The sequence below is a fragment of the Streptomyces sp. NPDC107528 genome (assembly GCF_055639295.1).
This window is the reverse complement of sequence record NZ_JBVKAV010000005.1, coordinates 274,143-295,812: the sequence shown is the minus strand read 5'-3', so window position 1 is coordinate 295,812 and position 21,670 is coordinate 274,143. Positions and strand designations below refer to the sequence as shown.

Sequence of the window (21,670 nt, the reverse complement as noted above, 5' to 3'; positions counted from 1 at the left end):
CGGACGGCGCGGCCGGGCTTCAGAGCATGCGGCCGAGCAGCCGGTCACGATTGATCAGCTGATGCTTGAGCACCAGTCCGACGTGCACCGCGAGAGCCGCGTAGAGGACGATCTGGGCCGCGACATGGACGCCGAGCAGGTCGTCGTCGCCGGACAGCAGCAGCACGAGACCGGTGACGGGTACGGCGAACGTGGTCACGTACAGGGCGGTCTCGGTGCCGTGTGCGAGGCGTCGCTCCCGTGCGGTGAGGGTCGGCGCCCACGGGGGCAGCGGTGTGGCCAGCCGCCAGGCGAGGCGGGCGGCAGCGAGCAGCAGCACGGTGGCGCCCAGGACGACGTGCACCGTGAGCAGCGCGTCGTCGCCGAAGGGGTCGTAGCCGTCCTCCCCGCCTCTGCCACGGCCCCGTCCGTGGCCCGAGCCCTCACCCCGCCCACGGCCACGGCCTCGCCCCCGGCCACGGTCGTCCACGTCGAGGAGGTAGCCCACGGCGAACTGCACGACGATGGCTGCGAACACCAGCCAGTGGAGCACCTTCGTGACGAGGCCGTAGCCGTGCGGACCATTGCGCAGGTGGTAACCCATGCCGCCAACCCCGCGCACTGCGCTAGGGCAGGATGGAGTCGACGTACCCGCCGTCCACGCGCACCGCGCCGCCGGTGGTGGCCGAGGCCTGGTCCGAGCTGAGGTAGACCGCCATGTTCGCGATCTCCTCCGGTTCGATCAGCCGTTGCAGCAGGCTCTGCGGCCGGTGCTTGCGCATGAACGCGCGCTGCGCCTCGTCCCAGGGCAGGTCCCGGTCGACCAGTTCGTAGACGAACTCCTCGACGCCGCCCGTGTGGGTGGGCCCGGCGATGACGGAGTTCACCGTGACGCCCGTGCCGGCGGCGTGCTTGGCGAATCCCCGGCTGACCGCGAGCAGCGAGGTCTTGGACATTCCGTAGTGGATCATCTCGGCCGGGGTGACGATCGCCGAGTCACTGGCGATGTACTGCACGCGTCCCCAGCCGCGTTCGGTCATGCCCGGCAGGAACAGCCGTGTCAGCCGTACGGGGGACAGCACGTTCACCTCGAAGTAGCGCCGCCACTCCTCGTCGCTGATCTCCAGGGGGTCTGCCGAGCCGAAGATGCCGAGGTTGTTGACGAGGATGTCCACCTCGGGCAGCGTCTCGGCCACCTGGTCCGCGCCCTCCTGAGTGGTCACGTCCGCCGGCACCGGCACCCACTCGGCGCCCGGAACCTGCTTGGCCAACTCGGCGACGCTCTGCTCCACGCGCTCCGGGCTACGGCCGTTGACGCCGACGCGGGCCCCGGCGCGGGCCAGTCCGGCGGCGATCGCCGCGCCGATGCCCTGGGTGGAACCGGTGACCAGTGCGGTGCGGCCCTTCAGATCGATCTGCATGCCTGGCAGCCCCTTTCACTTACGGATTCGGTGGCTGTGTACCCCGGGACGTTACTTGCGCACGCGCACTACACGCAAGCGCCCACATTGCATGGACGCAATCGGACGAAGGCGCTCTCGCGGGCGCCTTCGAACGAGTAGATCGCCTCGGCGTCGGCGAAGAAGCGGGCGATGTCGTGACCGAGCACGATGCCGTTGCCGCCGAAGGTCTCCCGGCACCACGCCACGACCTCGCGCATCCGGGAGGTGACGTATGCCTTGGCCGTCCGGGATGCGGGATGCGTTCTCTCCCTCGGTTCCCTCGGCCGCTACCGGCCCTGCCAGACCGGGGAGCGGCGCTCGGTGAAGGCGGTCATGCACTCGCGCACGGCGGCGGAGGCGGCCAGTTGGGCCATGTGCCGCGCCTGTCGGCGAACGCCCAGTCCTCGCAGGCGCCGTCGGCGGCGCGGACGAACTCCTTGACGGCGGCCAGCGCCAGCGGGGCGTTCCGCGCGATCCGTTCGGCGAGCTGCAGTGCCGTGGCCACGGTTTCCCCGGCCGGCACGACACGGTTGGCGATGCCGAGCCGGCCGGCCTGTTCGCCGGTGACCCGGCTCGCCGGTCAGCAGCAGCTCCATGGCCAGGTGGTGAGGGATGCGCTCGGGCAGCCGTATCACTCCGCCACCGGCCGCGATCAGGCCGCGGCTGACTTCCGGGAGGCCGAAGCGGGAGTCGTCCGCGGCGACGATCAGGTCGCAGCCGAGGGCGAGTTCGAAGCCGCCGCCCATGGCCCAGCCCTCGACGGCGACAATGAGCGGCTTGGTCGTCGCCGCCTGAGTGAGCCCGCCGAAGCCGCGGCCGGGGATCTCCAGAGATTCACCGGCGCCGGCTGAACGGAGAGGCCGACATGTGCAGTCTGCGGGCCGCCTGCGAGAAGTTGAGCTCCTCGGCCACGGCGACGAAGTAACGCAGGTGCAGCATGTCCACGCAGGTCACCCCAGTCGACCCACCGTCGCGGGCACGGTCGCCGCGGGGCCGACGGCGACGCTCGGCGCAGGCCCCCACAGTCCGCTGCGCTCAGCCACCCGGCCCATGGTCAACGACCGGCAGCCACTGCCTCCGATCGCGCACGCCGGTCCGTCCGGGCGACCATGGCCCCAGGAAGTCCGCCCACCGTGGTCGGCGGAACACCGCCGGCCACGGTCGGTCGAAGCCGGCCGGCCATGTCCGGCACAAGCCGGTCGGCGTCACGCGCCCGCCGATCCTGGAGGTGACCCAAGCTGCACACTCCGCTCTCGGTCCTCTTCGCGATCTGCGCCGCACTGAGCAACGCCGTCGCGACGGTGCTCCAGCGCAAGGCGGCGCTCACCGTGCCGAGCTCCAAGGGGTTCCGGGCCGGTCTCATCCTCGACCTGCTGCGCCGCCCCGTGTGGCTGGCCGGCATCCTCGCGGTGATCGCCGCCGCCATCTGCCAGGCCCTCGCGCTGGCGACCGGCCCGCTGACGATCGTGCAGCCGCTGTTCATCCTGGAACTGCCGCTCACCCTCATCGTCGCGTCGCTGCTGATGCACCGGCGTCTGCCGGGCAGGGGCTGGCTGGCCGTGGCGGTGGTGGTCGCCGGTCTGGGGGTCGCGCTCGCCGCCGCCTCCCCCAGCGGCAATCGCACGCACGTGGAGCTGGACCGCTGGATTCCTGCGCTCGCCGTCTGCATGGGGCTGGTCGCCGGTCTCGCGCTCGCCGCCCTGCGGCGCCCGGAAGGCCGGGCCCGGGCGGCCTGTCTGGGTGCCGCGACGGCGATCAGTTACGCGCTGACCGCGGCGCTGATGAAGGCCTCCACGCACATCCTCGAGGAGCAGGGACTCGGTGGTTTCCTCTCCGCCTGGCAGACGTACGCCTTCGCCGCGACCGGCGTGTGCGCGCTGTTCCTGCTGGAGAACGCGATGCAGGCCGGTCCGCTGGTTGCCTCGCAGCCCGCGCTCACCCTCGGCGACGCGCTGGTGAGCCTCGCCCTCGGCATCACGCTCTACGAGGAGAGCATCCGCACCGGGTGGTGGCTGCTGCCCCAGCTGTTCGGCGTCGTGCTGATCGCCGCCGGCGTCCTCGCCCTGGCGCGGATTCCGCTCACCCAGGCGATGGTGGCGCCCGACGAAAAGGACCGGGCGGCGGAACGGATGCCGTGAGCGGTGCCCCGTGGCGCACGTCGGCGAACGGCTCCAGGGGGAACATCCCTAGCCCACCTGGGTCCTCTGGGTCACCCGGACGCAAGCACGGCGGTGCGCCACGTGGCCGACGCCCGCCCGATGGGCCATGTTGCTGACCGTCGAGCCGATCGGCACCGGCCGGATGCGAAGGAGGCCCCGCGGTGGGTGAGCTGTACATCGACGGCGAGTGGACACAGGCCACGGCCGGTGGACGGCGGGAGGTGGTCAACCCCTACGACGCCTCTGTCGTCACCACCGTCGACGAGGCCGACGCCACCGACGTGGACCGCGCGGTGCGCGCCGCCCGGCGTGCGTTCGACAAGGGCGACTGGTCGAACGCTCCGACCCGCGACCGGGCGGACCTCCTCCTGCGCGTGCGCGACCTGCTGATGCGCGATCAGGAGGAGATCGCCCACACCGAGACACTCGACACGGGCAAGACGCTCACCGAGGCGCGTATCGACGTGGAGGACGTGGCGAACGCGTTCCGCTACTTCGCCGAGCTCGCGGGCAAGGACGGCGGCCGGATCGTGGACGTCGGCCCGGACGTCCTCAGCCGCGTCGTCTACCAGCCGCTCGGCGTGTGCGCGCTCATCGCCCCCTGGAACTACCCGCTGCTCCAGGCCTCCTGGAAGGTGGCGCCCGCGCTGGCCGCAGGCAACACCTTCGTCCTCAAACCCAGCGAGGTCACGCCCCTCACCACGATCGCGATGATCCGTCTCATCGAGGAGGCCGGCGCACCGCCCGGCGTCGCCAACCTGGTGCTGGGCCCCGGCGCGACCGTCGGCGCGGCCCTGACCAGCCACCACGACGTGGACCTGGTGTCCTTCACCGGCGGTCTGAACACCGGACGGGCCATCATGGCCAGCGCGTCGGAGGGTCCGCGGAACATCGCCCTGGAACTGGGCGGCAAGAACCCCAACATCGTCTTCGCGGACGCCGACTTCGACGCCGCCGTCGACTACGCGCTCGACGCCGCGTTCCTGCACTCCGGACAGGTCTGCTCGGCAGGTTCGCGCCTGCTCGTCCAGGACTCCCTGCACGACCGGTTCGTCGAGGCCTACGCCGACCGTGCGCGGCAGATCCGGCTCGGCAACGGCCTGGCGGAAGGCACCGAGAGCGGCCCGCTCAGCTCCGCCGAGCACCGCGAGAAGGTCGAGAGCTACATCGCCATCGGCAAGGAGGAGGGCGCCCGGCTCGTCACCGGCGGCACCCGCCCCGACGACCCCGATCTGAGCAGCGGCTTCTTCCTGCTGCCGACCATCTTCGCCGACTGCGACCGCTCCATGCGCATCGTCCAGGAGGAGGTCTTCGGCCCGGTCGTCACCGTAGAGCGCTTCCGCACCGAGGACGAGGCGGTGGAGCTGGCCAACGACACCCGCTACGGCCTGGCGGGCGGCGTGTGGACCTCCGACGCGAGCCGCGCCCAGCGCGTCGCCGGGCGGCTGCGCCACGGCACCGTATGGATCAACGACTTCCATCCCTACGTCCCGCAGGCCGAGTGGGGCGGGTTCGGCCGCTCCGGCGTGGGGCGCGAGCTGGGTCCCACCGGGCTGCGCGAGTACCAGGAGGCCAAGCACATCTACCAGAACCTCGCCCCCGCCCGCTCCGGTTGGTTCAAGGGCTGAGGCGACGCAGCACGCCGCCGGCCCGAGGCACGAGGACCACCGACGCAAGGCCGGCCGCCCGCCCGCCCCGCACGACGACCACCGAAGAAAGGCACCCATGGCCCCCACCACCGCGCACATCGTGTACCACCCGGTGGGTACGCGCCGATCGGGCGCCCCCGACGTCCCGAAGGCCGGCATCACCGGCCGCCCCGGCCACATCGAAAGAGAGGTGCAGCGGTGACCGGCACCCAGCCTCCCGCACCGGCCTCCGGCATCCCCGGAGGGGAACCGGGCTCGGAGTTCCGCAAGGACATGAGCCCCTGGGCCAACTTCGCCCTCGGCTTCACCTACCTCTCCCCGGTGGTGGGCACCTACACCCTCTTCGGCATCGCGATCGCCGACGGCGGACCGCCGATGATCTGGGCGTTCCTGATCGCCGGCTGCGGCCAGTTCCTCGTCGCGCTGATCTTCGGGGAGATCGTCGCCCAGTACCCGATCGCGGGCGGCGTCTACCCCTGGGCCCGGCGGCTGTGGGGCAAGCGCTGGGCGTGGATGACCGGCTGGGTGTACATGTGGGCGCTGCTGGTGACCATCACCTCCGTCGCGTACGGCGCCGGCCCCTACATCGCCATCCTCTTCGGCTTCAGAGCCACCGTGCACACCACCGTGCTGTGCACCGCCGTGCTCATCGTCGTCGCCATCCTCGTCAACTACATGGGCACCAAAGCACTGTCGACGGCGGCGCTCATCGGTTTCGCCGGCGAGCTCATCGGCGCCCTCGTCGTCGGCGTCTACCTGCTGTCCACCCACCGCCACCAGAACCTCGGCGTCATCTTCGACACCTACGGCGTCGAAGGAGACGGCTCCTACCTGCCGGCGTTCCTGGCAGCCGGCATCATCGGCCTCTACCAGTACTACGGCTTCGAGGCGTGCGGCGACACCGCCGAGGAGGTCGCCCACCCGGGCCGGGTCATCCCCCGCGCGATGCGCCGCACCATCTACATCGGCGGCGCGGCGGCCACGTTCACCTGTATGTCGCTGCTGCTGTCGGTCACGGACTTCAACGCGATCATCTCGGGCGAGCAGGCCGACCCGGTGGTGGACGTGCTGTACGACGCCATGGGCGAGACCGGGGCGCGGATGGTGATGGCCGTGGTGCTGATCTCCTTCCTGTCCTGCACGATCAGCCTCCAGGCCGCGGCCGGGCGGCTCATCTACTCCTACGCCCGGGACGAGATGATCGTCGGGCACCAATTGCTGCGGCGGTTCGTCCACGCCCGTGCGGTGCCGAGCTGGGCGCTGTTCGTGTCCGCGGCGGTGCCGCTGATCATCGCCTTCGCCTCACTGCTCTCCGAGGACGCCCTCACCAACATCGTCTCGTTCGCGATCCTCGGCATCTACGGCTCGTTCCAGATGGTGGTCCTGGCCGCACTGCGCGCCCGGCTCAAGGGCTGGAAACCGGCGGGGGAGTTCACCCTGGGCCGCTGGGGTCTCACGGTGAACATCGCCGCGCTGGCCTACGGCATCCTCGCCATCATCAACATCTGCTGGGCCCGCTCCCCGGAGAAGTCCTGGTGGGAGAACTGGATCGTCCTGCTGTGCGGCGCGGTGGTCCTGGGCACCGGCCTGCTCTACATGTTCACCACCCACCACTACGGCCGCGGCGACGCACTCGCCGGCGACGCCGTGCCGGACAACCGCACCAAAGCCTCCAACGGATCGTGATCAGGGCCTGATCCACACCGACAAGCGCGGTCGCGAGGCGGCGGCCTGAGCCGCCGTCACGGCGAGTCGGGACCGCGCCCGTCCAGTGCCCGCAGCGCCTCGTCGCCCGCCGCGCGGGTCTCTGCCTCGGCGGCCTCCGCGGCGAGGGCGGTGAGGAGGGCGCGCAGCCGCTCCCCGTCCTGCGGCCGGGTCCCGGTGTCCGCCAGCCAGTGCGCCAGACCCTCCGCGGCGTGGAACCGGACCGTCTCGTCCGGGTCCTCCAGAGCATGGACGAAGCGCGCCAGGTCCGCACCGGTGTCCTCGTCGGTGGCGTTGTACGTGTCCAGCAGCGAGAGCGCGGCGGCCCGCACCTCGGCCGAAGGGGTCCGGTCCACGGTCCGTCGCAGGGCGGGCAGCGCCTCCGCCAGGCCGATGAGGGCGTTGTGCGTCTGCCAGAGGGTGTCGGGATCGGCGACGAGGTGGGCCACCAACGCCTCGGCCACAGCGTGGCGTTCCCACGGTCGAAGCCCCTCCTGCACCAACGCGTCCAGGCCGGCCACGGCACCCGCTCGCACATCGCCGTCGGGGTCGTCCAGCAGCGGCAGCAGCACCCAGACGGCGTCCCATCGCCCCGCCTCCCCAACGGCTTTCGCAGCGGCCGCACGCGTACGGCCGGGCAGCGCGGTGTCGATGAGGGCCGTACGCAGCGTCGTGGCGGCGGTCCGCGTGCCGGCGGCTCCGAGCGCGTACGCGGCCGACAGTCCGGCGACCGAGTCGGCGAGCCACCGCGTCGCCGGTCCGGTGACCCGTTCCTCGCCCCGCCGGCCGAGCGCGTGCAGCAGTAAGTCCGCGACGTGCGCGTCCCGTTCGTCCTCCAGCGCCCCGGCCAGGGCGTCCTGCGTGTGCGCGTCCTCAACGTGGAGCAGGCGGCGCGTCACCGCGATCCGCACCTGGGCCGTTTCGTCGCGCAGTCCCGTGACCAGCGAACCGAGAAGGCGCTCGGTCGAGTGCCTGGGCAGCAGTTCGAGAGCCTGCACGCGAGCCTGTGCTGCGCCCTGCTCGGCCGTACGGATCAGCTCCGCGCCGACGGCCGGGTCGTCCCGGAAGCGCCACACGAGCGCACGGGCGCGTCCCCACACGGCTCCCTCCGGGTCGCCGAGCAGCGCCACGAGGCCGGGGACGTCACCTGGCACGCCCAGGGCCGCCAAGCCGTCCAGGGCGTTGATCCGCAGATGATGGTCAGGGTCGCGCAGCAGGCGGGAGAAGGCGTCCACGACCGCCGGTCCGTCGAGCCCGAGGCGGATCGCGGCGCGCGAAGCCCGGCGCCGTACCCACGGATCCTCGTCGCCCATCAGGGCGGGCAACACGGTACGGCCCGCCCCGGCGACCCCGCTGCGCCCGAGCCCCACGGCCACGGCCTCACGCACCTCGGGTGCAGGGTCGTCCGCCGCTCCGACGAGGACCCACGCGTGCTCGGCCCGTCCGACCCTCCCCAGTCCTTTGGCCGCGGCGGCGCGCCGCCATCGGTCGCCGTGCTTCAACGCCCGTAGAAAGAAGGCGATTTGCTGCTCGGATCCCATGAACACCCCGAGGAATCAGACCAGCGAGTCGGCCGGAGGTTGTACCGGCGCAGCACGTGGGCCCGGCGATCGGCGGGCTAACTGCCGACCGTGAGCGGCTGGCCGGACCTGTTCGCGGTCAGGAGGCTGTGGCCCAGCGGGGTGAGGACGTGCACAACTGTGTTCCGGTCGCGGACCGAAGCGACGAGCCCTGCCTCCCGCAGGATCCTCACGTGCTCGCTGACCGTCGCCGGGGTCACCCCCGCGCGCCGGGCCACCTCGCTCGTGGTGCACCCGTCCTCCAGGGCCCGGAGCACGGCGGCCCGCCCGTGGCCGAGCAGTCTCGCCAGCGCCCGGGACCCGGTGCCGCCCTGGGGAGGCAGCCACCAGCGGTGCGTGCGGGCGACGGGATAGACCAGCACGGGCGGCAGGCTCGGGTCGGTCAGGGTGATCGGTGCCTGCCAGCAGAAGACGGAGGGCACCAGCAGCAGGCCCCTGCCTTCGAGGCGCCACTCGCGCTGCAGCGGATACTGCGTCTCCAGCACGGGTGGCCGCCAGCGCATCGACGGGCCCAGCGTCGACAGCAGCGCGTCGACCCCGCCCCGCAGTATTTCCCGCGCCCGCACCGCACGGTCGGCCTCGATCTGCGCCCGTACGGCGGACCAGTAGGGGGCCAGTGCGGCGTGGAAGTACCCGTGCAGGGCCTGCCCGAGGTTCTCCAGTGCCCAGGGCTCGCCGTCCGCGAGCGGACGCAGCCACCTCGGTGCCGCGGTGAGGACGTTCATCTCCCTGGTCAGACGCCGGCGAGGCGTGGACAGAACGGCCCGCACGCCCTCGGACAACCCCTCGGAGGCCTCCGCCGGGTTGAGGAAGTCGGGAAAACTGCCGCGCGGTGGGGCCAACGCCCGGACGAGGTGCAGTTGCTGACGGGGCACCTTGCTGAGCCCGACCCGCGCCTGTGCACGCCAGGCGTCGAATACGGCACGTCCCTGACGCGTCGCCAGCAGGTTCACGCTGAGCACGAGCTCCCACAGCGGGTCGGGTGCGGCGGCGACGCGTGTCCTGAGCAGGTCTTGGCGCGTGAAGTGCACTCGGAGCACGGAATTCCATCTCAGTCGGTCGCGTGATCAACTGAAGTTTCGGCGTGGGATGGTCCTCCCGATACTCCCCGTATTTCGGTGAATCGCAAAATCTCTTTTCACGCCAACTCGCCCGGCGCGCACCGTCGTCCATGTGCGTCAGCAGTCACTTTCGGCGCGCGCCGAATCACCTGGCAGGAAGGGGCGGTGACGGGCAGCCTGAAAGACGTACACGACCAAGATCTTCGCCATGCCGACCAAGGGGGAAGAAAGACATGCGCAAACGTGCCGCGATCGGGGCGGTGGCCACTGCCGCCTTCGCCACCGTGCTGGTCACCGCGCCGACCGCTTCGGCCGAACCCAATCCACCGGGCTGCCCGAAGGAGTACTTCTGCGCCTACAGCGGAGAGAACCAGACCGGTCAACTCGTGGTGAAAACCAAGGGGAACTGGAGCGGCAACGTCGCCTTCCGCTCCGCGTTCAACAACGGAAAGCCCTTCCCGGGCGCCGACCACGTCGACGTGACCTACACCGTCGAGGGCGGCACGGAAACGGCGTGCCTGCACTACAACCCGGGCCCCGGCGGCTACAAGGCGAATGCCGTTCCGGGCACCCATGTCGTCAGGGTCGTATGGCGCGGCGAGTGCTGACAACGGAGGGATGCTCATCATGCTGACCGGAAAGCGACTCGCCGCTCTGGGTGCCGGGACCGTCGCGGCCGCCTTCGCCGGCGTCCTCGCCCTCGCCCCTGCGGCGTCGGCGGAAGCCAACCCGCCGGGCTGCGGCAAGGGTTACTTCTGCGCCTACAGCGGCGCCAATCAAACGGGACGGCTCCTCCTCAAGGTCGCGGGCAACTGGTCCGGCAACCTGGCCGTCGGCTCCATCTTCAACAACGGAGTCGTCTACCCGGGCGCCGACCATGTCGACGTGACGTCGTTCCTCGGCGGTCAGCCGTCGACCGACTGCTTCCACTACAACCCCGGCCCGGGCAAGTACAAGGCCAACGCCGAGCCGGGGCTCACCATCACGCGTGTCGTCTGGCGGGGCGAGTGCTGATCCGCTGACACCGCACGCACATGCAGCGGGACTTGCTCCGCCTTTACCGGCGAGGCAGGTCCCGCTTCTCCGACCGGGGCAGACGTACGGCCGGGTCAGGCATTGTGCGCCCGTCCGGACGCCGGATGAGCCACGTAGCCCCCGATGCCGCCCAGTACCCCCGCGGCGGCGACGAGCAGCGCAACGGTCAGCCCGGCACGCAGCAGCAGCGTGCCGACGGCCGCGCCGGTGAAGACCGCCGCGAGAGCGGCGGCGCGGTACGGCTGGGAGGTGTCCGGCGTGCCGCCGCCCAGCTCCGAGTGTCTGACCAGGGTGACGAGCGTGCCGGTCACCAACGTGGTGTTCAGGCCCGCCCCGAGCCGCCACATCGTCGCGCTGCGCACACCCATGGCCAGTGCGGTCAGAGCGATCACGGCATAGTGCCGCGGCTCCAGGTCGCCCCGCACGCTGTCCAGTCCGATCGCCGCGAGCGCAGCGGCGACCAGCAGCGTGGACGCGATGGCGGCGGAGGTCAGCAGCCACCGGCGGAGCCGGGCAGCCGTGACAGCGCCGAGTCGGCTGCCGGCCACCGCGCCGGCCGCGAAACCGGCGAGTGCCGTGAGCGAACCCATGGGCGTCAGTCCGACGCCACCGGCGACCGCGAAGCCGAGGAAGAGGATGGTGCCCGTCATGAAAGCGGTGAAGACCTGCCCGAGGCCCAGGAAGGCCACCGCGTCGACGATCCCGGTGACCGCGGTCAAGGCGATCAGCACTTTCGGCAGCGGGTCGGAACGAGCCGGTGCGGACATGCACGTCCCCTTCCGCGGCCTTGCGCAGTCACCTCCTGACAGGCCTCACCTCACCACCTCCTACTCCCCCACGCCACCAGAGAGCGCCCGGCCGGCGTCGGCGATCCTGCCCCGCAGCATGAGATCCAGGACCGCCATGAACCGCTGTGCCCGCGGCTCGCCGAGCACGAAGGGGTTGACGCCGTCGGGTCGGTTCCGCAGCTGTTCGACGCGTTGGAGGCCGTAATCGTTGGGGTGGTTGGACAGCTCCACGTCCACCTTCGCGTGGCGCATCCGGTTCCGGAAGGAACGCACGGACGCCCGGTAGGTGCACAGTTCCGGCACCGTGCCGGGCGGGTTCACGCCACCCCAGAGCATGGCCGTGTGGCGGTCGGATCCCGACCGAAGGGGGATGATCGGCGAGACGGTGCCCGCCGTGTGGCCCGGGGTGTGGTGCAGTCGGATCGTCGTGCCGCCGAGCGTGAGCCGTTGCCCGTCCACGATGTCCAGATCCCGGGTGGGGGCGTTGTCCGGTCGGGTCCGGGCGATGAGGTCCCAGTCGGCAGGCGCCATCAGAACGCGCGCTCCGTACCGGTCCGCGAGATACTGTGCGCCGCCGAAATGGTCGTCGTGCCCGTGCGTGACGACGACGTACTTGATCGTCGCGGGATCGGCGCCCAGCTCACGCAGCCCGGGGACGAGAACGTCCTCGGCGTCCGCGGGCGAGGTGAGCGAGTCGATCAGCACGATCCCGTCATCGGTCAGCACTGCCATCGCGGAGACCCAACCAGTGCTCACAAAGGCCAGGTTGTCGAAAACTTTCAGCGGCTCCGGCGCGGACGGACGAGGAAACTCGAAGTCGGGCGTCAGCGCCGTCACAAGGGCGAGCAGAACCGGGTCACTTCCGGCGAGCGCCCGGGCACGGTCGTAGTGATCCTGCCCGTCCCGCCCGGCAGCAACGGCAGTCGAGCCGGGACCGAGCGCGCCTACAACTCCAGCAAGTCCGAGGGCACCCAGCCGGGCGAAGCGGCGCCTGGAGAGGAGGCCGGCTAAGTCGTTGTCGCTGTCGTTGTGCGGAGAAGAAGTCATGGTGGTCCTCCCTGGTGACCGCTGTGACTCGTGATCCGATCGACATCACGATAGGGCGGCGCGGCGTGTTCCTACCGCCAGGACCATGAGTCCCGCCGTACAGCCGCCCAACAGCATCACCGCGGACGCAGAGGTGCGGTCCAGCGCGATGCCCCCAACCAGCGCTCCCATGGAGATCGTCGCCTGGAAGGAGGCCGTGAACAGGACCGATGCCGCTTCCGGGGCGTGTGGTGCCGCCTTGGCGAACCAGGTTTGCGACGCGACCGGTACGGCGCCGTACGCGATGCCCCACACGATCAGCAGTGCCACCGCGCCGGCTTTCCCGCGGCCCAGTGCCGGCAGCAGGAGGGTCACCGCGGCGATCAGGCCGGACGCCAGCCCGAAGACGGTGCGCGGGTACCGGGTCACCCAGGCGCCGCCCAGGAAATTGCCGAGGATGCCGGCGGCTCCGTAGACCAGCAGGAAGGTGGTGATCAGTGCTCCGCCGGCGTGAGTGACCTGTTCCAGGAACGGTGTCACATATGTGTAGGTGCCGAAGTGCGCCAGCACGACGAGGAACGTCAGCAGAAGCGCGAAGCGGGTGTTGGCGCTGCGGAGCAGGCCGTTGAGCACACCGAGCCGTGTGACCTGGACCGGCGGAAGCGGCGGCACGAACACGAGCAGCATGGCCAGGACGCCGACTGCGAGAACTCCCATGGCCATGAAGGCCGTTCGCCATCCGGCGAGGTCTCCGACGAGGGTGCCGGCCGGTACGCCGAGGACGGATCCCAGCGGGACGGCGGAAAAGATCACGGCGGTGGCTCTGCGAGCCGAGGCAGCCGGCACGAGTCGTTCCGCCAGCCCGGCCCCGATCGACCAGAAGCCTCCGATCGTGATGCCGACCATGACCCGCGAGACCAGCACGAGCCAGTAATCGGGCGCCGCGGCGGCGAGAAAGTTCGCCCACGCCAACAAGATCGTGAAGACACACAGCATCAGTCGTCGGTCGCAGCGCGCAGTGGCCACCGTGACCAGTGGAGCGGCGATCGCCGCGACGAAGCCGGGCATGGTCATCGTCAGGCCGGCCATTCCGTCCGACACGGTGAAGCTCGATCCGATCGAGGTCAGCAGACCGATCGGCAGGATCTCGGTGGTGACGATGACGAAGATCCCCAGCATCACGGAGACCACGGCCGTCCATCCCGTCAGCGGGGAACGGGAGGACGGGAGCGGACCGTTGGCCGGACAGGCAGTGGTGGTTGCCGACATGACATTCCGTCCGTGAAAGGCAGTGTGACCGACGGTCAGTCCAGCAGGCTTCATGGTGAGGCGGCTGGCAGAACTGCGACGGCACCCTTGCCCTTCAGGGGTGATGTCGCATTCCGGCAACCCGTCCGCACGTCAGGAGAGCGGTGCCCCCGGGCCACTCACCCGCAGGAGCCGCTTGTGATGCGGCGGCGGCGGACCGGGCGCAGACTGGACGGGTGAGTGGCACCCATCTGGGGCGTGGCGAAGCCGCGCCCGAACCTCGGTCGGCACCACGACAGACCTTGGCGCTCACGGCCATGATGTTCGCGGTTGCGATGACGTTCATCGACCAGACCATCGTCGCCATCGCCGCCCCGGACATCGTCCGTGAACTGGGTCTGTCAACCTCTGGCATGCAGTGGGTCGTGAACGCCTACCTGCTGTCCCTGGCCGCCTTCTTCGCCTTGGGCGGCCGTCTCGCGGACCTCTACGGGCCGCGCCGGATCGTCGTCATCGGCACCTTGGTGTTCGTCATCTCGTCGGTGCTGTGCGGCTGCGTCCCCGAGGGCGACGCGGCACAGAGCTGGCTGATCGCCTTCCGGGCCACCCAGGGCTTCGGGGCGGCACTGCTGTTCCCCGCGGCGCTGGCCGTGGTGGTGGCGGTGTTCCCGCGCGAGCGGCGCGGACGTGCCCTCGCCCTGTTCTTCGGGATCTCCGGTGCGCTGACGGCCCTCGGGCCTCTCCTGGGCGGCTGGCTCACGAACTGGACCTGGCGCGCCGTGTTCTGGGTCAACGTCCCCGTGGCCATCGTGGCCCTGGCCCTCACGGCATTCGCCCATATCGCCGACCGGCGACGACCCGGCACGCTCGATGTCCGGGGTGCTGTTCTGATCGTCGTCGGCATGGGTCTGAGCGTCCTCGGTTTTCAGCAGGCGTGGTCCTGGGGGTGGGGCAGCGCGGCGACCTGGGTCTGCATCGTCGGCGGTCTCTTGGTGCTCTGCGGGTTCGTCGCGTACGAGCGGCGAGTGGACCATCCGCTGATCGATCTGCGCGTCTTCAAGGACCGGGCGTTCACGGTGGACACGGTGGTGCTCTTCTTCGCCATGCTGGCCTTCGTCCCGCTGTTCTTCTTCGCCTCCGTGTACGCCCAGGTGTGTCTGAGTGCCTCGCCGAACCAGGCGGCGCTGTTCCTGCTCTACTTCTTCGCGGGCTTCGCGATCGCCTCGCAGTGGGGCGGCCGGATCCTCGACAAGCAGGGCGCCCGCCCGGCGCTGAAGATCGGCTGCGTCCTGGGCTGCGTCGGATTCGCCCTGTGGGCCGAGAAACTCACCGATCTGAGCATGCACGACCAGTGGCCGTACGCCGCCCTTGCCGGCGCGGGCATCGGCTTCATCCTCGCCCCCGCCTCCACGGACGCCGTCAACCGGGCGATCGGTCCCTCCTACGGGGAGGTCACCGGAATCACCCAGACGGTACGCAACTACGCGGCCAGCGTGGGCCTGGCCGTCCTCGGCACCGTGCTGACGCACCGCACCAACTCCAACGTGACGCAAACCCTGGAAGCCCGCGGCTTCCCGCCCGACGTGGCGGAAAACGTGGCCCGCAATATCAGTGAGTCAATCACGGGCACGGGCGACAACAGTTCACCCACCGGCACGGGACCTGCGGCCACGGCTCTGCGCGATTCGATGAACGCGGTGCGCATGGACTTCGCCGAGGCCAACCAGTGGGTGTTCTACGGCATGGCCATCGCCCTGGGCATCGGCTTCCTGTGCGCCCTGCGCCACCCGGGCGGGCGCGCGGTGACGCCCACGCACACGGACGCGGAAGCGACACCGGCCCCGGAAGCGACACAAGCCCCCGCAGGGCAGCCCGACCGGCGCACAGGTCCGTGACCTGACGGTCAGGTCCGCACGCTGATGTCGCGCACCTGGACGGTCAGTCCCTCCAGGGTGGTGATCCGGGCGATGGTCCTGCCCGCCCCGTCGGACCAGGTGCCGGCCTCCTGGCCATGCCGACGCGCACGGACAAGGACGCCGGGCACATCCGAACTGGCGGGCCTCTTCGGGCTGTTCGCAGGCCGGCACCATGCGATGCGGGGCACCGGCGAGGTGGGAACTCCCACCCCGTGAAGTGGTTCGCCTGCAAAGGGAGAAGGCGGCGCCCGCCGGATCGGTCGACGTCGCCGGCCGGCCCTGCTCGCCAGGTAGCAAGCGACATGGGCGGGCGTTCCCGACGGGTGGACCGGGTTAGTCAGGTCGCTGACTCCGCCGACCGAATGACCCTCGACGGCTGTCTTCGCGGCCTTGCCTGCGCCAGTCGTCAAGCGTCACACGTCGTGCGGCCCATTGCCGGTGCCCGGCCCTGTGGAGCCAAGGCCGCCGGTGAGGCGGCGGTAGGCGGCCCGGGCGTGCAGCAGGCGTGCCAGAGCCGTACCGACGAGGGCAGCGGCGAGCAGGCAGGTCAGCCAGAAGGTGTCGCGGTGCCCGACCCAGGTGAGGATGCCGGCGGGCGGAATGGCGAAGCCGTTGAGGAACAGCCAGCACAGCAGGGCCGTGCCGGGAGCCGCGGTGAAGCGGGCGCACAGGCCCAGCAGGGCGGCCAGCAGGGACAGTAAGGCCAGGGCGAGCCCGGGCCGGTCGGTGCCCACGAGGGAGTTGAGCAGTGCCACCAGCGCCAGCGCCCCGCCGAAGGCCGCGGCCCACACCAGCGGGGTGGCGACGGGCCGGGGAACGGGCCTGGCACCGGAGCTGAGCGACACCCACTCGATCATGCTGACGTTTCCTCCCCGATCTCCCCCGAACCCATTGTTCCAGGCGGCCGCCGGGTCACCTGCCCGGCGGTCGGTTCCGGGCGCTCGTTAGGGTGTCATTAAAGGTTGTCCAAAGAAATACCCGAACCAGACAGGGGGACCGTGGTGGGCGCTCCACGCCTGAGCAGTACGCCGTTGCCGGGAATCGGGGTCCGTTACGACCTCACCACCCGGGAGCAGCGTCGCGTGTCCGTGGTCGCGCACCGGGACGGGTCGCGGACGCTGAACGCGTACCAGCAGGACGATCCGGACGCGTGCGCGCTGTCGGTGCGGATGACGTCGGGAGAGGCGGAGGCCCTCATCGACGCGCTGATGCCGGCGCACCACAGCCCGAACCTGCTGTCCACGACCGACCTGGGCCTCGTGGCCGAGCGGGTCGAGCTGTCGGCCACCTCGCACTGGAACGGGCGGGTGCTGGGCGAGACCCGGATGCGTACCGAGACCGGCGTGTCCATCGTGGCCGTGCTGCGCCGCGCCGAAGCCATCCCCTCGCCAACGCCGGATTTCCGGCTGGCGGGCGGTGACACCCTGATCGTGATCGGCACCCGCGAGGGTGTGGAGGCGGCCGCCGCGATACTCGGACGGGAGTGACCGGCCTTGCACTCCTCCGCTGTCTTCCTCATAGAGTTCGGCGCCATCATCCTCGGCCTGGGTCTGCTCGGCCGGTTCGCCGCCCGTTTCCAGTTCTCGCCGATACCCCTGTACCTGCTGGCCGGACTCGCCTTCGGCGAAGGCGGACTGCTCCCGCTCGGCACCAGCGAGGAGTTCGTCGCCATCGGCGCCGAGATCGGCGTGATCCTGCTGCTGCTGATGCTCGGCCTCGAGTACACGGCCAGTGACCTGGTCTCCAACCTCAAGACCCAGTACCCGGCCGGCCTCGTCGACGCCGCCCTCAACGCCCTGCCCGGCGCGGTCATGGCCCTGCTGCTCGGCTGGGGACCGGTCGCCGCGGTGGTCCTGGCCGGCGTCACCTGGATCTCGTCGTCCGGCGTCATCGCCAAGGTCCTCGGTGACCTCGGACGACTCGGCAACCGCGAAACCCCGGTCATCCTCAGCATCCTGGTCCTCGAAGACCTCTCGATGGCCGTCTACCTGCCGATCATCACCGCCCTGCTCGCCGGGGCCGGTCTCGCGGCGGGCAGCGCCACCCTCGCCATCGCACTCGGCGTCGCCGGACTCGTCCTCCTGCTCGCGGTGCGCCACGGCCGCCACATCTCCCGCTTCGTCTCCAGCGACGACCCGGAGAAACTGCTCCTGGTCGTCCTCGGCCTGACCCTGCTGGTCGCCGGGCTCGCCCAGCAGCTCCAGGTGTCGGCGGCGGTCGGTGCGTTCCTGGTCGGCATCGCACTGTCCGGCGAGGCAGCCGAGGGCGCGCACAATCTCCTGGCTCCGCTCCGGGACCTGTTCGCCGCGGTGTTCTTCGTCTTCTTCGGCCTGCACACCGACCCGGCGAGCATTCCGCCCGTCCTGGTACCCGCACTTGCTCTGGCCCTCGTGACCGCCCTCACGAAGATCGCCACCGGTTACTGGGCGGCCAAGCGCGCCGGAATCTCCGCCAAGGGCCGCTGGCGCGCAGGCGGAACCCTGGTGGCCCGCGGCGAGTTCTCCATCGTCATCGCCGGACTCGCCGTCACCGCGGGCATCGAGCCCTCCCTCGGCCCGCTCGCCACCGCCTACGTACTCATCCTGGTCATCCTCGGCCCGCTCACCGCCCGCTACACCGAACCGGTGGCCATGCGACTGGTCGCCCGCCTGGGGAAGCCCTCGCCGACGGCCCATGTCCCGGCCGAGCGCGCGGCATCACCGGCGGCACCGCTCGAAACGGTCGACGATCCGGACACCGCCGGCCGGTCGTAGGCGATCGCCACCGCACCTGGAGAACCAGGCGCTCACAGAGGTCTGTTCGGCCAGTTCAGGAGGCGGGCGCCGATGACCGCTGTCTGCAGGGCGTACCGGTGTGCGGGATCGGTGGGGTCGCTGCCGGTCAGGGTGCGGATGCGGGCCAGCCGGTACGTCAGCGCGCGCACGCTGAGCGACAGGTGCCGGGCCGCGGCGGCGGCCACGCAGCCGGAGTCGAAGTACACGGTGAGCGTGTCGAGCAACGGCTGTGCGCCGCCGCGCGCCTGCTCCAGCGGGCCGAGTGCGGTGTGGACCAGGTCGACCAGTGCCTGCCGGTCGCGGGCAAGCACGGGGAAGACGAGCAGGTCGGCGGCCCGGAGCAACGGATCGTCGAGGCCCATGCGCTGAGCCACGTCCAGGGTGTTGAGGGCCTCTTCGTAGCTGTGGCCGATGCCGACCGCGCCCTGCCGGGGACGGCCCACGGCGACCTGGCCGCCGCCGGTGGCGGTGTGCGCGAGCCTGGCGAAGTGGGCGAGGACGTCGTCCTGATCACCGGGGGCGACGCACACCATCCGCCCGTCCTTCGTGGTGAACAGGATGCGCCGGTTCTCGAAGCGTGCGAACAACTCCCCCGCCACCTGGCGGGGTGCCGGGTCGGTCTCGTCGCACTTCTCCGGTCCCTCGGCCACCGCCACTGCGTGGGCGCGGGACAGCCGCAGCCCGAACCGCTCGCAGCGGGCGGCGAGATGCCCCGGGTCGCCGCGCCCGTGGAGCAGGTCGTCGATGAACTCGCGGCGGGCGGCCTCCTCCTTGCGGATCACGAGCCGCTGCGCGCGCTCGTAGCCGTCGGCGAAGGCGTCCACCGCCTGCTCGATGACGGCGAGGACGGTGTCGGGGCCGGCCTGGACGGGCCGATTGCGGCTGCCCGCGGCGAGATGGGCGCGCACCAGGGCACGCCAGCCGTGCCCCGCCTCGGCTGCCCTGGCGCCGAGGGCCCTGCGGGACTCGATCTCGGCGCGGGTCAGACGGCGGCCCGAGGCGGCGGCGTCCGCGAGGATCCGCTCGAATCCTTCGAGAAACACGTCGGTGGCGCACTCCGTCGTTGTCACGTTCTCCCCCTTCGGCAACGGCAGTTGTCGTCGGCCGACGGGGCCGGGCGCGTGCGTCGGCGATCCCGCCGGCGTCGCGCCCACCCGCCCCGGGCTGGGCGGCTCAGCCGTTCGCATGCGCGACCTCGGCCGGCTCGGCCACCGTCGGCACGGCCGGCGTTTCGCGCGGCGAGCGGCGACCCAGGCGGCGGGCCAGGGGCTCGGTCCAGCGGGCGGCGAGGGGGCCGAGTACGACCAGGATGAGTACGTAGGCAGTGGCCAGCGGGCCGATGCGCGGCTCGACGCCGATGGTGAGTCCGGCGATGACGATCGAGAACTCGCCCCGCGCCACCAGGGTTCCGCCTGCCCGCCAGCGTCCCTTGCGTGAGACGCCGGCACGGCGGGCGGCCCAGTAGCCGGTGGCGATCTTCGTGAGGGTGGTGACGACGGCCAGGGCGAGGGCGGGTACCAGGACCGGTGGGATGTCCGCGGGGTCGGTGTGCAGGCCGAAGAAGACGAAGAACACCGCGGCGAACAGGTCCCGCAGCGGCGTGAGAAGGTTGCCGGCCCCTTCGGCGACCTCGCCGGACAGCGCGATGCCGACCAGGAACGCACCGACCGCCGCCGACACCTGGAGCTGCTGGGCGATGCCCGCGACGAGCAGAGTGAGGCCGAACACGACCAACAGCAGCATCTCCGCACTGTCCGAGGAGACCGCACGGCTGACGAGGCGGCCGTGGCGCAGCGCCACGTAGAGCACCGCGCCGACCGTGGCCAGGGCGATCAGCAGGGTCAGGGCGCCGCCCGCGAGGCTCACGCCGGCCAACAGGGCAGTGAGGATGGGCAGGTAGACGGCCATGGAGAGGTCTTCGAGGACCAGCACGCCCAGTACGACCGGGGTTTCGCGGTTGCCGAGTCGGCGCAGATCCCCGAGGACCTTGGCGATGACGCCGGACGAGGAGATCCAGGTGACACCGGCGAGGGCGACTGCGGCGACCGGGCCCCAGCCGAGCAGCAGGGCCATCGCGGCGCCGGGGACGGCGTTCAGGACGAAGTCGACCGCGCCTGAGGGGTATTGGGTCTTGAGGGTGTCGACCAGTTCGGAGGCGCTGTACTCCAGGCCGAGCAGGAGCAGCAGCAGGATGACGCCGATCTCGGCGCCGGTGGCGACGAACTCCTCGCTGGCCTGGAGAGGAAGGATGCCGCCGTGGCCGAAGGCGAGTCCGGCGAGCAGATACAGGGGTATGGGCGAGAAGCCCACCCGGCCGGCGAGGCGGCCCAGCAGCCCCAGGGCGAGGATGATCGCGCCGAGTTCGATGAGCATGGCTGTGGTGTTGTGCACGGGCGTCTGACCTCCGTGATCGGTTCGGTGGCGGCGTCTGTGCCAGGTGCGGGTGCCGGCAACGGAGTTGAGCTCCGGGAGTGCCTGGGTGCCGTCGCGGGTGCGGGCAACCGCGCGGGCCGGCCGGCTCGGTGGTGTCGTGCGGCGAGACGGTGCTGAGGTTCGTGTGCGCGGGCCGGGTGAGCGGCTGAGCGCATGGCGAGGTGGGTCGTGTCCTTGCGGCGGGCTCCAACGGGCCGGCAGGTGTGCCCGCCCGCGAGTGACGTGGTGACCGGCGTACCGTGGCCGGTTTTCCTCGTCGGGCGCGGGGCGCGTCAGCGCGCGGAGCGGCCCCTCAGGCCGACGACGCTGCCGGTATCAGGAACGCCGTCGCGGGCGGCGTTCTCGACGCGTGAGGTGACCTCGGCGCGCACACGGATGACTGGACCCATGTCACGCCCCCCATCACGTCGGCCGGAACCGGCAACGACCACCAACGACTGAGCAACCCCTCGCTCAACGGAGCGTAAGGGCTCGGTAAAGGATTCTAGCGCATGCCAAATTCCGATGATCATACGGAAGTTGTCGTATCCGCGGCCGTCCCGGTCCGGCGCGTCAGCGACGCGGCGGGCAGCGGCGCCCGGTGCGCGGGCGATGCGGATCGAAGAGCTGCCCGGCGATGCCGGTGAGGACCAGGCCGGCGGCGATGAGCAGTCCGTCGGCCACGACGATTCCGGTGACCAGTACGGCAACCGCGCCCGTCAGCATCCACCAGACGCCGGTGCGGCGGTACTCGCGGGGTCTGGTGGGCCGTCCGGCGCCCAGCGCCCGGGCGAAGCGGGGGTCATCACGCGCCAGTCGTGCTTCGAGCGCGCCCAGACCCTCGTCGTCGGACTGAACCATGGCTCTCCTTCCCCGTACTGGTCGCCGTCCTCGAGC

Annotated in this window: 22 protein-coding genes and 3 pseudogenes; 9 read left to right on the top strand and 16 right to left on the bottom strand. The window is 71.0% G+C overall.

Translation table 11 applies throughout. From position 1 onward, the window contains the following. Positions 1-19: 19 nt before the first annotated feature. The 6 genes and pseudogenes from ACZ7L5_RS18270 to ACZ7L5_RS18245 all read right to left on the bottom strand — a co-directional run. Complete coding sequence (locus ACZ7L5_RS18270) at positions 20-583, bottom strand: cytochrome b (RefSeq protein WP_471517729.1); 564 nt, start codon at positions 581-583, stop codon at positions 20-22. Positions 584-605: 22 nt separating this feature from the next. Beyond that, positions 606-1,400 carry an SDR family NAD(P)-dependent oxidoreductase gene (locus ACZ7L5_RS18265; RefSeq protein ID WP_471517727.1) on the bottom strand — a complete coding sequence of 265 codons (795 nt, stop codon included), beginning with the start codon at positions 1,398-1,400 and terminating at the stop codon, positions 606-608. A 68-nt stretch (positions 1,401-1,468) separates the two neighbouring features. Then, a pseudogene (locus ACZ7L5_RS18260) lies at positions 1,469-1,672 on the bottom strand (acyl-CoA dehydrogenase family protein); the annotation flags it as partial. 80 nt (positions 1,673-1,752) lie between these two features. After that, positions 1,753-1,944, bottom strand: coding sequence for a hypothetical protein (locus tag ACZ7L5_RS18255; protein WP_471517725.1), 192 nt, complete (start codon positions 1,942-1,944; stop codon positions 1,753-1,755). Between the two features lie 109 nt (positions 1,945-2,053). After that, positions 2,054-2,167 (bottom strand): annotated as a pseudogene (locus ACZ7L5_RS18250) (enoyl-CoA hydratase-related protein); the annotation flags it as partial. 94 nt (positions 2,168-2,261) lie between these two features. Further along, positions 2,262-2,366: pseudogene (locus ACZ7L5_RS18245) on the bottom strand (LysR family transcriptional regulator); the annotation flags it as partial. A 293-nt stretch (positions 2,367-2,659) separates the two neighbouring features. On the opposite strand from ACZ7L5_RS18245, the gene ACZ7L5_RS18240 reads away from it, so the two are divergent. The 4 genes from ACZ7L5_RS18240 (at position 2,660) to ACZ7L5_RS18225 (ending at position 6,915) form a co-directional block, all read left to right on the top strand. After that, the gene (locus ACZ7L5_RS18240) at positions 2,660-3,559 is read left to right on the top strand and encodes a DMT family transporter (RefSeq protein ID WP_471518121.1); all 900 of its coding nucleotides are present in this window, start codon (positions 2,660-2,662) and stop codon (positions 3,557-3,559) included. 182 nt (positions 3,560-3,741) lie between these two features. Then, a complete protein-coding gene (locus ACZ7L5_RS18235) occupies positions 3,742-5,208 on the top strand; it encodes an aldehyde dehydrogenase family protein (protein WP_363037020.1) in 1,467 nt (488 codons plus the stop codon). Between the two features lie 97 nt (positions 5,209-5,305). Next, entirely contained in the window at positions 5,306-5,431 is a 126-nt protein-coding gene (locus ACZ7L5_RS18230) for a hypothetical protein (protein WP_471517723.1), read from the top strand. Beyond that, entirely contained in the window at positions 5,428-6,915 is a 1,488-nt protein-coding gene (locus tag ACZ7L5_RS18225) for an APC family permease (protein ID WP_471517720.1), read from the top strand. Before ACZ7L5_RS18230 ends, ACZ7L5_RS18225 begins: the two co-directional genes overlap by 4 nt. Before the next feature lie 56 nt (positions 6,916-6,971). Here the strand turns inward: ACZ7L5_RS18225 and ACZ7L5_RS18220 are convergent, their stop codons facing one another. Beyond that, positions 6,972-8,474: a HEAT repeat domain-containing protein gene (locus ACZ7L5_RS18220; protein WP_471517718.1), complete on the bottom strand. Its 1,503-nt coding sequence runs from the start codon at positions 8,472-8,474 to the stop codon at positions 6,972-6,974. A gap of 77 nt (positions 8,475-8,551) precedes the next feature. Continuing rightward, positions 8,552-9,544 (bottom strand): winged helix-turn-helix domain-containing protein, encoded by a 993-nt coding sequence (locus ACZ7L5_RS18215; RefSeq protein WP_471517716.1) that lies wholly within the window; start codon positions 9,542-9,544, stop codon positions 8,552-8,554. Positions 9,545-9,807: 263 nt separating this feature from the next. Between ACZ7L5_RS18215 and ACZ7L5_RS18210 the strand changes: the two genes are divergently transcribed. Then, positions 9,808-10,182 carry a peptidase inhibitor family I36 protein gene (locus ACZ7L5_RS18210; protein WP_328877250.1) on the top strand — a complete coding sequence of 125 codons (375 nt, stop codon included), beginning with the start codon at positions 9,808-9,810 and terminating at the stop codon, positions 10,180-10,182. A gap of 19 nt (positions 10,183-10,201) precedes the next feature. Next, the gene (locus ACZ7L5_RS18205) at positions 10,202-10,588 is read left to right on the top strand and encodes a peptidase inhibitor family I36 protein (protein ID WP_467481917.1); all 387 of its coding nucleotides are present in this window, start codon (positions 10,202-10,204) and stop codon (positions 10,586-10,588) included. A gap of 95 nt (positions 10,589-10,683) precedes the next feature. Here ACZ7L5_RS18205 and ACZ7L5_RS18200 read toward each other — a convergent pair whose 3' ends face one another. From ACZ7L5_RS18200 to ACZ7L5_RS18190, 3 genes are read right to left on the bottom strand one after another with little or no spacing between them, the layout of a single operon-like run. Further along, complete coding sequence (locus tag ACZ7L5_RS18200) at positions 10,684-11,376, bottom strand: DUF1275 family protein (protein WP_471517713.1); 693 nt, start codon at positions 11,374-11,376, stop codon at positions 10,684-10,686. 60 nt (positions 11,377-11,436) lie between these two features. After that, a complete protein-coding gene (locus ACZ7L5_RS18195; RefSeq protein WP_471517711.1) occupies positions 11,437-12,444 on the bottom strand; it encodes an MBL fold metallo-hydrolase in 1,008 nt (335 codons plus the stop codon). A gap of 45 nt (positions 12,445-12,489) precedes the next feature. Then, positions 12,490-13,692, bottom strand: a complete 1,203-nt coding sequence (locus ACZ7L5_RS18190; RefSeq protein WP_471517709.1) for an MFS transporter — start codon at positions 13,690-13,692, stop codon at positions 12,490-12,492. 296 nt (positions 13,693-13,988) lie between these two features. Here ACZ7L5_RS18190 and ACZ7L5_RS18185 point away from each other — a divergent pair, with 296 nt between their 5' ends. Beyond that, complete coding sequence (locus ACZ7L5_RS18185) at positions 13,989-15,566, top strand: MFS transporter (protein WP_363037009.1); 1,578 nt, start codon at positions 13,989-13,991, stop codon at positions 15,564-15,566. Between the two features lie 8 nt (positions 15,567-15,574). Here the strand turns inward: ACZ7L5_RS18185 and ACZ7L5_RS18180 are convergent, their stop codons facing one another. Together ACZ7L5_RS18180 and ACZ7L5_RS18175 are read right to left on the bottom strand one after the other, a co-directional pair. After that, positions 15,575-15,715, bottom strand: a complete 141-nt coding sequence (locus ACZ7L5_RS18180; RefSeq protein ID WP_471517707.1) for a hypothetical protein — start codon at positions 15,713-15,715, stop codon at positions 15,575-15,577. Positions 15,716-16,000: 285 nt separating this feature from the next. Continuing rightward, positions 16,001-16,444, bottom strand: coding sequence for a hypothetical protein (locus tag ACZ7L5_RS18175; protein ID WP_471517705.1), 444 nt, complete (start codon positions 16,442-16,444; stop codon positions 16,001-16,003). A 144-nt stretch (positions 16,445-16,588) separates the two neighbouring features. On the opposite strand from ACZ7L5_RS18175, the gene ACZ7L5_RS18170 reads away from it, so the two are divergent. Further along, positions 16,589-17,074, top strand: a complete 486-nt coding sequence (locus ACZ7L5_RS18170) for a cation:proton antiporter regulatory subunit (protein WP_365056709.1) — start codon at positions 16,589-16,591, stop codon at positions 17,072-17,074. Between the two features lie 6 nt (positions 17,075-17,080). Further along, complete coding sequence (locus tag ACZ7L5_RS18165) at positions 17,081-18,340, top strand: cation:proton antiporter (protein ID WP_471517702.1); 1,260 nt, start codon at positions 17,081-17,083, stop codon at positions 18,338-18,340. 32 nt (positions 18,341-18,372) lie between these two features. On the opposite strand, the gene ACZ7L5_RS18160 is transcribed toward ACZ7L5_RS18165, so the two are convergent. The 3 genes from ACZ7L5_RS18160 to ACZ7L5_RS18150 all read right to left on the bottom strand — a co-directional run bounded on the left by ACZ7L5_RS18160 (position 18,373) and on the right by ACZ7L5_RS18150 (position 21,634). Further along, on the bottom strand, positions 18,373-19,431 hold the full coding sequence (locus ACZ7L5_RS18160; protein WP_471517700.1) for a PucR family transcriptional regulator: 1,059 nt from the start codon (positions 19,429-19,431) through the stop codon (positions 18,373-18,375). 103 nt (positions 19,432-19,534) lie between these two features. Continuing rightward, positions 19,535-20,752 carry a cation:proton antiporter gene (locus tag ACZ7L5_RS18155; RefSeq protein WP_471517698.1) on the bottom strand — a complete coding sequence of 406 codons (1,218 nt, stop codon included), beginning with the start codon at positions 20,750-20,752 and terminating at the stop codon, positions 19,535-19,537. Between the two features lie 594 nt (positions 20,753-21,346). Next, positions 21,347-21,634 carry a DUF3040 domain-containing protein gene (locus ACZ7L5_RS18150; protein WP_363046570.1) on the bottom strand — a complete coding sequence of 96 codons (288 nt, stop codon included), beginning with the start codon at positions 21,632-21,634 and terminating at the stop codon, positions 21,347-21,349. Positions 21,635-21,670: the final 36 nt, after the last annotated feature.

Excerpts from the sequence above, each read along its gene's own strand:
- ACZ7L5_RS18270 (WP_471517729.1), bottom strand. The coding sequence starts at position 583 with ATGGGTTACCACCTGCGCAATGGTCCGCACGGCTACGGCCTCGTCACG.
- ACZ7L5_RS18265 (WP_471517727.1), bottom strand. The coding sequence starts at position 1,400 with ATGCAGATCGATCTGAAGGGCCGCACCGCACTGGTCACCGGTTCCACC.
- ACZ7L5_RS18230 (WP_471517723.1), top strand. The coding sequence starts at position 5,306 with ATGGCCCCCACCACCGCGCACATCGTGTACCACCCGGTGGGTACGCGC.
- ACZ7L5_RS18220 (WP_471517718.1), bottom strand. The coding sequence starts at position 8,474 with ATGGGATCCGAGCAGCAAATCGCCTTCTTTCTACGGGCGTTGAAGCAC.
- ACZ7L5_RS18210 (WP_328877250.1), top strand. The coding sequence starts at position 9,808 with ATGCGCAAACGTGCCGCGATCGGGGCGGTGGCCACTGCCGCCTTCGCC.
- ACZ7L5_RS18205 (WP_467481917.1), top strand. The coding sequence starts at position 10,202 with ATGCTGACCGGAAAGCGACTCGCCGCTCTGGGTGCCGGGACCGTCGCG.
- ACZ7L5_RS18200 (WP_471517713.1), bottom strand. The coding sequence starts at position 11,376 with ATGTCCGCACCGGCTCGTTCCGACCCGCTGCCGAAAGTGCTGATCGCC.
- ACZ7L5_RS18195 (WP_471517711.1), bottom strand. The coding sequence starts at position 12,444 with ATGACTTCTTCTCCGCACAACGACAGCGACAACGACTTAGCCGGCCTC.
- ACZ7L5_RS18190 (WP_471517709.1), bottom strand. The coding sequence starts at position 13,692 with ATGTCGGCAACCACCACTGCCTGTCCGGCCAACGGTCCGCTCCCGTCC.
- ACZ7L5_RS18185 (WP_363037009.1), top strand. The coding sequence starts at position 13,989 with ATGATGTTCGCGGTTGCGATGACGTTCATCGACCAGACCATCGTCGCC.
- ACZ7L5_RS18175 (WP_471517705.1), bottom strand. The coding sequence starts at position 16,444 with ATGATCGAGTGGGTGTCGCTCAGCTCCGGTGCCAGGCCCGTTCCCCGG.
- ACZ7L5_RS18150 (WP_363046570.1), bottom strand. The coding sequence starts at position 21,634 with ATGGTTCAGTCCGACGACGAGGGTCTGGGCGCGCTCGAAGCACGACTG.